This is a genomic window from Xinfangfangia pollutisoli (assembly GCF_020179405.1).
Classification (GTDB): domain Bacteria; phylum Pseudomonadota; class Alphaproteobacteria; order Rhodobacterales; family Rhodobacteraceae; genus Pseudogemmobacter; species Pseudogemmobacter pollutisoli.
The window spans coordinates 1-7,855 of the sequence record NZ_JAICBZ010000123.1 but is presented as its reverse complement, the minus strand read 5'-3'; the positions used below and the strand labels follow the sequence as shown (position 1 = coordinate 7,855).

Genomic DNA, 7,855 nt, shown 5'->3' with positions numbered 1-7,855 from the left:
CCCGGGCCCTCGGGCTCTCCGGCGCGCGGGCGCGGCGACGTTCTGCCCACCGGCCGCAACCTCTTCGCCGTCGATCCCCGCGCCGTGCCCTCGCGCGCGGCGCATGCCCAGGGGGTGAAGCTGGCCGAGGAATTGCTGCGCAAGCATCTGCAGGATCAGGGCGATTGGCCGCGCGGGCTGGTGGTCGATCTGTGGGGCAGCGCCACGATGCGCACGGCGGGCGAGGAATTCGCCATGGCGCTGCATCTGGCCGGGCTGGCGCCGGTCTGGGATGACGGGTCAGGCCGGGTCTCGGGGGTCGAGGTCATTCCGCTGGCCCTGCTGGGCCGGCCGCGCATCGACGTGACGCTGCGGGTCTCGGGTTTGTTCCGCGATGTGTTTCCGGGCCTGGCGGCGCTGTTCGAAACCGGCGCGGCGGCGCTGGCCGCGCGCGAGGAAACCCCCGCCGACAACCCCTATGCCGCCGGTCAGGCCCGGGTCTTCGGCCCGCGGCCCGGGCTTTACGGTCTGGGCATGGGCGCGGCGATGGAGGATTTCACCGCGGAAGCCCGCGCGCAGGCAGGCGAGGCCTGGCTTCAGGCCTCAAGCTGGGCGATCGGCGCCGATGGCGCGTCGCGCGATGATCGCGCGGGGCTGGAAGCCCGGCTGCGCGGGGCCGATGCCTTCGTCCATGCCCAGGACCTGCCGGAAAGCGACCTGCTGCTGGCCGCCGATTACGCCGCGCATGAGGCGGGGTTCGCGGCGGCCTTGACCCGGCTGGGGGCCGCAAAACCCGCGCTTTATCACCTGGATGCCACCCGCCCCGACCGTCCGCGTGCCCGGACCCTGACCGAGGAAATCGCCCGCGTCACCCGCGCCCGCGCCGCCGATCCGGCCTGGGCCGACGGGATGATGCGGCACGGCTTCCGCGGTGCGGCCGAAATCGCCGCCACGCTGGACCATATGGCCGCCTTCGCCCATCTGGCAGGCGTTGTGCCGCCGCATCTGTTCGACCTGTATCACGAAGCCACGCTGGGCCGGCCCGATCTGGTGGATTTCATGGCGCGCGAGAACCCCGCCGCGCTGGCCGCGCTGCGCGACCTGTTCCAGCGCCTGCACGAGGCCGGGCTTTGGGTGACCCGGCGCAATTCCATTGCGGCGGAGATGCGGGGATGACCGGCTTTGCCATTCAGGGCTGGTGCCCGGGCGCGCTGCGGCCGATGCAATCGGGCGACGGGCTGGTGGTGCGCATCCGCCCGCGCGCCGGGCGGCTCAGCGCCGATCAGGCTCGTGGCATCGCGCAGGCCGCCGCGCAGCATGGCAGCGGGCTGATCGACCTGTCGGCGCGCGGCAATCTGCAATTGCGCGGTGTGACCGAGGCCAGCCATCCGGCGCTGATCGACGATCTGCGCAAGCTGGACCTGATCGACCCCGACCCGCGCACCGAGGCCGCGCGCAATCTGCTGGTCACCCCCTTCGCCGATGCGCAAACCGAAGAAATCGCTGCGGATTTTGCCCGTGCCCTGACACGGGCGCCCGTGCTGCCGGGCAAGTTCGGCTTCGTCCTTGACACCGGCCCTGCGCCGCTGATGCAGGATATTGCCGGCGATATCCGCCTTGAACGCGACGACCAGGGCGGGCTTTTGCTGCGCAGCGAAGGCCTGCCGCTTGGCGCGCCGGTCACCGCGGAAAATGCCGCCCAACAGGCCATGGCGCTGGCCGAGTGGTTCCTGGCCCAGGGCGGCGTGCAGGACGGTCGCGGCCGGATGGCGGCGCTGATCGCGCGCGGCGCCCGGCCCGAAGGCTCTCTCGCTCCGCGCGTCGCCCCTGCACCCGCCCAGCCGGCACCCGGCCCGGGCCTGCAGCCGCAAGGCGCGCTGGTCGGCTTCGACTTCGGCCAGCTGACTGCGAAAATGCTTTTCACCCTGTCCGGTCTTGGCCCGCTGCGCCTGACCCCCTGGCGGATGTTGCTGGTCGAGGGACTGAAAGCCCTGCCCGATCTGCCGGGCCTGATCCTGACCGCCGACAATCCGCTGCGCCGGGTACAGGCCTGTACCGGCGCGCCGGGCTGCCTGCAGGCCCGCGCCGCCACCCGCCCGCTGGCCCGCCGCCTGGCCGCGCAAGTGCCGCCGGGCCAGACGCTGCATGTCTCGGGCTGCGCCAAGGGCTGCGCCCATCCCGGCCCCGCCGATCTGGTGCTGGTCGCGACTGGCACGGGCTTTGACCTGATCGTCCAGGGCCGCGCCGGGGATGCCCCCCAGCGCCGGGGCCTTGGCGAAACCGAACTCGACCTGAAGGGGCTGATCTGATGCCTTACGCTTACGAAACCGACGGCGCGCGGATCTATGAACAGTCCTTCGCCACCATCCGGGCCGAGGCCGACCTGGCCCGCTTCACCCCCGAGGAAGAGGTTGTCGCCGTGCGCATGATCCATGCCGCCGGGATGGTGGGCTTGGAACGCCATATCCGCTTCGCCCCCGGCATGGCCAAGGCCGCGCGGGCGTCGCTGGAGGCCGGCGCACCGATCCTGTGCGATGCGCGGATGGTCAGCGAGGGCATCACCCGGCCCCGCCTGCCCGCCGGCAACCAGGTGATCTGCACGCTGCACGATCCCGGCGTGGCCGAGCTGGCGGCGCAGATCGGCAACACCCGCAGTGCCGCGGCGGTGGAACTGTGGCGCCCCCATCTGGCCGGCGCGGTGGTCGCCATCGGCAATGCCCCCACCGCGCTGTTTCACCTGTTGAACATGCTGGAAGACCCCGCCTGCCCGCGCCCCGCCGCGATCATCGGCTGCCCGGTGGGCTTCATCGGCGCGGCGGAATCCAAGGCTGCCCTGGCCGAGGCGAACCCCCTGCCCTGGCTGATCGTCGAGGGCCGGCTGGGCGGCTCGGCCATCACCGTCGCCGCCGTCAACGCTTTGGCAAGCCGCAAGGAATGACCATGGGCCGCATCATCTGCGCCGGGCTTGGCCCGGGCGACCCCGATCTGATCTCGGTCCGGTCCGACCGGGTGATCCGCGCCGCGCGCCACATCGCCTTTTTCCGCAAGGCCGGCCGCGCGGGCCAGGCGCGGCGGATCGTCGAGGGCATGCTGGCGCCGGGCGCCATCGAACATGCGATGGAATATCCGGTCACCACCGAAATCCCCTTCGACAGCCCCGACTATAACCGGATCCTGTCGGCCTTCTACGACGACTGGGCCGCGCGGCTGCAGGCGCTGGTGACCGAGGGCGCCGAGGTGGTGGTGCTGTGCGAAGGCGACCCGTTCTTCTACGGCTCGTTCATGCATCTTTACGTGCGGCTGAAAGACCGGGTCCCGGTCGAGGTCATCCCCGGTATCCCCGGCATGGTCGGCTGCTGGACGGCGACGGGCCAGCCGGTGACCTGGGGCGACGATGTGCTGACCGTGCTGATGGCGACCCTGCCCGAGGCCGAGCTGACCGCGCATATGCAGAAATCCGACGCGCTGGCGATCATGAAGACCGGGCGCAACCTGCCCCGGGTGCGCCGGGCCTTGCAGGCGGCGGGGCGGCTAGACGATGCCTGGCTGGTCGAACGCGGCACAATGCCGGGTCAAAGGCTGGCCCGTCTGGCCGAGGTCGACGCCGCCGACTGCCCCTATTTCGCGATCGTGCTGGTGCATGGGCGCGGCCGCCGCCCGGTCGCCGAGGGCGTGGAATGACCGGCTGGGTCACTGTTGCGGGGCTTGGCCCCGGCGCCGAGGCGCTGGTGACGCCCGAGGTTTCGGCCGCTTTGGCCGACGCGACCGATATCGTGGGCTATATTCCCTATGTCGCCCGCCTGGCGCCGCGGCCGGGCCTGACCCTGCACCCGTCGGACAACCGGGTCGAGATGGACCGCGCCCATGCCGCGCTGACCATGGCGGCGGAAGGGCGGCGGGTGGTGGTGGTATCATCGGGCGATCCGGGGGTCTTCGCCATGGCCTCGGCCCTGTTCGAGGCGCTTGAAGCCGCGCCCCAGCATCAGGGGCTGGAGATCCGCATCCTGCCCGGCATCACCGCAATGCTGGCCGCCGCGGCAAGGGCGGGGGCGCCGCTGGGCCATGATTTCTGCGCGATCAATCTTTCCGACAATCTGAAACCCTTTTCCGAAGTTGAACGCCGGCTGCGCCATGCCGCCCGCGGCGGCTTTGCCATGGCCTTCTACAACCCGCGCTCGAAATCCCGCCCCGGCCAGTTCGAGCGCGTGCTGCAGATCCTGCGCGAGGAATGCGAGCCGTCGCGGCTGATGATCTTCGCCCGTGCCGTCAGCACCCCGGACGAGGCGCTGTCGACCGTCACCCTGGCCGAAGCCCTGCCCGAGATGGCCGATATGCGCACCGTCGTTCTGGTCGGCAACGAGCTGACGCGGCGGGTCGGGCCCTGGGTCTATACCCCGCGCTCGGTGCCGGCATGAGCCAGCCAGTGCATCACTTCGGCGACCGATCCCACCTCGCGCCGCGCGGGAAGGGCGGGGCGGTCGATCAGGATCACCGGCAGGTCCAGCGCCCGGGCGGCAATCAGCTTGGCCTCGGCCCCCGCGCCGCCGGCATTCTTGGCGACGATATGGGTGATGGCATGCTGGTGCATCAGTGCCTCATCCCCGGCGGCATCGAAGGGGCCGCGGGCGATGACCACGCAGACAGAAGGCAAGGGCAAGGGCGCCTCGGGCGGATCGACCAGGCGCAGAAGGTAATGGTGCTGGGGGGCTGCGGCAAAGGGCAGAAGGCCCTGTTTGCCGGTGGCCAGGAAGACGCGGGCCGGCGCCTCGGGCAGGGAAGCGACGGCACCCTCGGTATCGGCAACGCGGGTCCAGCGGTCGCCGGGGCCGGGCGACCAGGCCGGTCGTTGCAAAGCGATCAGCGGAATATCCGTCGCAGCGCAGGCCGCGATCGCATTCGCGCTGATCTGCGCCGCGAAAGGGTGGGTCGCGTCCACGACATGGGTGAAGCCGCCGTCCCGCAGGAACGCGGCCAGGCCTTCCGCCCCGCCAAAGCCGCCGACCCGCAGGGGCAGCGGCTGCGCGACGGGCGCTGCGGTGCGCCCGGCATAGGAGAAGACCGCCTCGATTCCCGCCTCGGCCAGCGCGCGGGCCAGCAGGCTGGCCTCGGTCGTGCCGCCCAGAACAAGGATGCGGGTCATGGCTGAGGCCTGGCTGTCGATCATCGGTCTGGGCGAAGATGGACCGGAGGGCCTGTCGGGCGCAAGCCGTGCCGCGCTGGCTGCAGCCGAGATCGTCTTCGGTGCCCCCCGCCATCTGGCGCTGGTGTCCGTGGGCGACAGGGGCCGCGCCTGGCCGGTGCCCTTCGATCTGGCGCCCTTGCTGGCCTGCCGGGGGCGGCGGGTGGCGATGCTGGTTTCGGGCGATCCGTTCTGGTTCGGCGCCGGCGGATCGGTGGCGGCGCATCTGGCGCCCGGCGAATGGCAGGCTTTTCCGTTGGCCGGCACGTTTTCTCTGGTCGCCGCGCGGATGGGCTGGCGGCTGGAAGAGGTGCTGTGCCTGGGCCTGCATGCCGCGCCCTTCGCCCGGCTGCGCCCGATTCTGGCGCGCGGGGTGCGGGCGATCTGCACCCTGCGCGATGCCGCCGCCGTGCCCGCCCTGGCGCAATGGCTGGCCGCGCATGGCTTTGCCGAAACCCGGATCACGGTGTGCGAGGCGCTTGGCGGCCCGCGCGCACGCCTTCGGCCCGGCGCGGATTGGCCCGACATCACCGCCCCGGTCGCCGTGGCGCTGGACGGCGCCGATCTGCCGCGCAGCGCCGGGCTGCCCCGCGCCTCGGGCCTGCCGGACGATCTGTTCCAGCACGATGGCCAGATCACCAAACGCCCGATCCGCGCGCTGACCCTGTCGGCCCTAGCCCCACGCCCCGGCGAACTTCTGTGGGATATCGGCGGCGGATCGGGCTCGATCTCGGTCGAATGGGCGCTGGCCGGCGGCCGCGCGATCAGCATCGAGACCCGCCCCGACCGCGCCGCCAATATCCGCGCCAATGCCGGGGCCTTCGGCCTTTCGCATCGCATCACCGTGGTCGAAGGCCACGCGCCGGAAGCGCTGAAAACCCTTTCCACACCGGATGCCGTCTTCATCGGCGGCGGCGGCAGCGCCGATCTGCACGCAGCCCTTTGGGCGCTGCTGCCCGAAGGCACAAGGCTGGTCGCCAATGGCGTGACGCTGGAAACCGAGGCGCTTCTGGCCGCCCTGCACGCGCAGCATGGCGGCAGCCTTCTGCGCGTCGACCTGGCCGAGGCCACCCCTTTGGGCGGGTTCCGCGGCTGGCAGGCCGCCCGCCTGGTCGTGCAATGGAGCGTCACAAGATGAGGGTCGCGGGTCTGGGATTTCGCCGTGGCGCCCCGCTGGCCGCGCTGGAAGCCGCGCTGGCGGCGGTCGAGGCGCAGGGCGGCCGGGCGCAGGCGCTGGCCACGCTGTCGGACAAATCCGCCGATCCCACCATCCTGGCGCTGGCGGCGCGGCGCCGCCTGCCGCTGATCGGGGTCGAGGTGGCGGGCATTGCGACGCCCACCTGCTCGGCCCGCATCCAGGCCATGCATGGCACCGGATCGGTCGCCGAGGCGGCGGCGCTGGTGGCGGCGGGGCCGGAGGCAAGGATCACCGTGGTGCGGATCTCTGCGCCCGACGGCATGGCGACCTGCGCCATGGCCGCAACCGAAGGACCAAGCGAATGACCGTCCATTTCATCGGCGCCGGCCCCGGCGCGCCCGATCTGATCACCCTGCGCGGCCGCGACCTGATCGCCGCCTGCCCGGTCTGTCTTTACGCTGGCAGTCTGGTGCCCGAGGCGTTGCTGGCGCATTGCCCGCCCGGCGCGAAGATCGTGAACACCGCACCGATGGACCTGGACGGGATCATCGCCGAAATCGCCGCCGCCCATGCCGCGGGCCAGGATGTCGCGCGGCTGCATTCCGGCGATCTGTCGGTCTGGTCGGCAATGGGCGAACAGCTGCGCCGGCTGCGCGCGCTGGAAATTCCCTTCGACGTCACGCCGGGCGTTCCCGCCTTTGCCGCCGCCGCCGCCGCGCTTCAGACGGAACTGACCCTGCCGGGCCTGGCGCAATCGGTGGTGCTGACCCGCACCTCGGGCCGTGCCTCGGCCATGCCCGAGGCCGAGACGCTGGAAAACTTCGCCCGCACCGGCGCCACGCTGGCCATTCACCTGTCGGTGCATGTGCTGGCTGATGTTCAGGCCCGGCTCGCGCCCTTCTACGGGCCCGATTGTCCGGTGGCGGTGGTGTTCCGCGCCTCGTGGCCCGACCAGCGCATCCATCGCGCCACGCTGGCCACGCTGGATCCCGCGATCGGCACGGGTGAACGCACCGCCCTTATCCTGATCGGCCCCGCCTTGGCGGCCGAAGGTTTTGCCGAAAGCAGGCTTTACGCGGGCGATTATGACCGCCGCTATCGCCCCGTCGGCACCGAGCCGCGCTTTCCGGCGGGCAGCGAATGACGCCCGGCCGAATGACACCCGGTCTGCTGATTTCCGCCCCGGCCTCGGGCACGGGGAAGACCACGGTCACGCTGGGGCTGCTGGCGGCCTTCGCCGCGCGCGGTCTGGTGGTGCAGCCGTTCAAATCCGGGCCCGATTACATCGACCCGGCCTTCCATGCCGCCGCTGCCGGCCGGCCCTCGGTCAACCTTGACAGCTGGGCCATGGCGCCGGGGCGGATTGCCGCGCTTGCGGCGGCGACCGAAGGCGCCGATCTGGTGGTGGCCGAGGGCTCGATGGGGCTGTTCGACGGGGTGGCCGCCCCGGGCGAGACCGGCACCGGCGCCAGTGCCGATGTGGCGGCGCTGATGGGCTGGCCGGTGGTGCTGGTGCTGGACGTCTCGGGCCAGGCGCAGACGGCGGCGGCCGTGGCGCA

The 7,855-nt window shown here is 71.8% G+C and carries 10 protein-coding genes; 9 read left to right on the top strand and 1 reads right to left on the bottom strand.

All coding sequences use genetic code 11. From position 1 onward, the window contains the following. The 5 genes from K1Y73_RS20600 to cobJ all read left to right on the top strand — a co-directional run. A partial coding sequence (locus tag K1Y73_RS20600) for a cobaltochelatase subunit CobN (protein WP_225030224.1) occupies positions 1 to 1,155 on the top strand: 1,155 nt, incomplete at its 5' end. Beyond that, complete coding sequence (gene cobG / locus K1Y73_RS20595; protein WP_225030223.1) at positions 1,152 to 2,288, top strand: precorrin-3B synthase; 1,137 nt, start codon at positions 1,152 to 1,154, stop codon at positions 2,286 to 2,288. The genes K1Y73_RS20600 and cobG, both read left to right, overlap by 4 nt. Beyond that, entirely contained in the window at positions 2,288 to 2,917 is a 630-nt protein-coding gene (locus K1Y73_RS20590; protein ID WP_225030221.1) for a precorrin-8X methylmutase, read from the top strand. Before cobG ends, K1Y73_RS20590 begins: the two co-directional genes overlap by 1 nt. Positions 2,918 to 2,919: 2 nt before the next feature. Continuing rightward, on the top strand, positions 2,920 to 3,660 hold the full coding sequence (locus tag K1Y73_RS20585; protein WP_225030220.1) for a precorrin-2 C(20)-methyltransferase: 741 nt from the start codon (positions 2,920 to 2,922) through the stop codon (positions 3,658 to 3,660). Beyond that, complete coding sequence (gene cobJ / locus K1Y73_RS20580) at positions 3,657 to 4,394, top strand: precorrin-3B C(17)-methyltransferase (RefSeq protein ID WP_225030219.1); 738 nt, start codon at positions 3,657 to 3,659, stop codon at positions 4,392 to 4,394. Before K1Y73_RS20585 ends, cobJ begins: the two co-directional genes overlap by 4 nt. Here the strand turns inward: cobJ and K1Y73_RS20575 are convergent. Further along, a complete protein-coding gene (locus K1Y73_RS20575) occupies positions 4,367 to 5,119 on the bottom strand; it encodes a cobalt-precorrin-6A reductase (RefSeq protein WP_225030217.1) in 753 nt (250 codons plus the stop codon). The genes cobJ and K1Y73_RS20575 overlap by 28 nt on opposite strands. Between K1Y73_RS20575 and cbiT the strand changes: the two genes are divergently transcribed. The 4 genes from cbiT to K1Y73_RS20555 form a co-directional block, all read left to right on the top strand. Further along, positions 5,118 to 6,296 (top strand): precorrin-6Y C5,15-methyltransferase (decarboxylating) subunit CbiT, encoded by a 1,179-nt coding sequence (gene cbiT, locus K1Y73_RS20570; protein WP_225030215.1) that lies wholly within the window; start codon positions 5,118 to 5,120, stop codon positions 6,294 to 6,296. The two genes, K1Y73_RS20575 and cbiT, sit on opposite strands and share 2 nt — an antisense overlap. Beyond that, positions 6,293 to 6,661 carry a cobalamin biosynthesis protein gene (locus K1Y73_RS20565; RefSeq protein ID WP_225030214.1) on the top strand — a complete coding sequence of 123 codons (369 nt, stop codon included), beginning with the start codon at positions 6,293 to 6,295 and terminating at the stop codon, positions 6,659 to 6,661. The genes cbiT and K1Y73_RS20565 overlap by 4 nt, the downstream gene beginning before the upstream one ends. Then, on the top strand, positions 6,658 to 7,440 hold the full coding sequence (gene cobM / locus K1Y73_RS20560; protein ID WP_225030213.1) for a precorrin-4 C(11)-methyltransferase: 783 nt from the start codon (positions 6,658 to 6,660) through the stop codon (positions 7,438 to 7,440). The genes K1Y73_RS20565 and cobM overlap by 4 nt, the downstream gene beginning before the upstream one ends. Positions 7,441 to 7,451: 11 nt before the next feature. Then, positions 7,452 to 7,855, top strand: a 404-nt coding sequence (locus tag K1Y73_RS20555; protein ID WP_451923591.1) for a nucleotide-binding protein, incomplete at its 3' end; no start/stop codon positions are given.

Excerpts from the sequence above, each read along its gene's own strand:
- K1Y73_RS20590 (WP_225030221.1), top strand. The coding sequence starts at position 2,288 with ATGCCTTACGCTTACGAAACCGACGGCGCGCGGATCTATGAACAGTCC.
- cobJ (WP_225030219.1), top strand. The coding sequence starts at position 3,657 with ATGACCGGCTGGGTCACTGTTGCGGGGCTTGGCCCCGGCGCCGAGGCG.
- K1Y73_RS20585 (WP_225030220.1), top strand. The coding sequence starts at position 2,920 with ATGGGCCGCATCATCTGCGCCGGGCTTGGCCCGGGCGACCCCGATCTG.
- cobM (WP_225030213.1), top strand. The coding sequence starts at position 6,658 with ATGACCGTCCATTTCATCGGCGCCGGCCCCGGCGCGCCCGATCTGATC.
- cobG (WP_225030223.1), top strand. The coding sequence starts at position 1,152 with ATGACCGGCTTTGCCATTCAGGGCTGGTGCCCGGGCGCGCTGCGGCCG.
- K1Y73_RS20565 (WP_225030214.1), top strand. The coding sequence starts at position 6,293 with ATGAGGGTCGCGGGTCTGGGATTTCGCCGTGGCGCCCCGCTGGCCGCG.
- K1Y73_RS20575 (WP_225030217.1), bottom strand. The coding sequence starts at position 5,119 with ATGACCCGCATCCTTGTTCTGGGCGGCACGACCGAGGCCAGCCTGCTG.
- cbiT (WP_225030215.1), top strand. The coding sequence starts at position 5,118 with ATGGCTGAGGCCTGGCTGTCGATCATCGGTCTGGGCGAAGATGGACCG.